Annotated in this window: 1 protein-coding gene; it reads right to left on the bottom strand. The window is 45.9% G+C overall.

Going from position 1 to position 205, the window contains the following annotated elements; all coding sequences use genetic code 11:
• Window positions 1-205: metallopeptidase TldD-related protein (locus BB427_RS09260; protein ID WP_254663613.1), on the bottom strand; the 205-nt coding region annotated here is incomplete at both ends.

The raw sequence follows: 205 nt of genomic DNA, 5'->3' as shown, positions 1-205 counted from the left end.
GAGTAGACACCATGTTTAAGCCATGTCCTAACACCTCAGTGACCAATAAACCGGTGCCCATGAGCTTTAATAGATCGTCAAAGCTGTGCTGCGTATTTTGTACTATCAAGTTATGCGCACCACCTGCATTGCCAGTGGTTTGCATCCCCAATTTACGTGCCGAATAGCTCGATAGAACATAGCCCTGAAGTATGCCATCTTTGAC

Origin of the sequence: Pseudoalteromonas sp. BMB (assembly GCF_001709235.1) — a bacterium.
Taxonomy (GTDB): Bacteria; Pseudomonadota; Gammaproteobacteria; order Enterobacterales; family Alteromonadaceae; genus Pseudoalteromonas; species Pseudoalteromonas maricaloris.
This window is presented reverse-complemented; position numbering and strand designations above follow the sequence as displayed.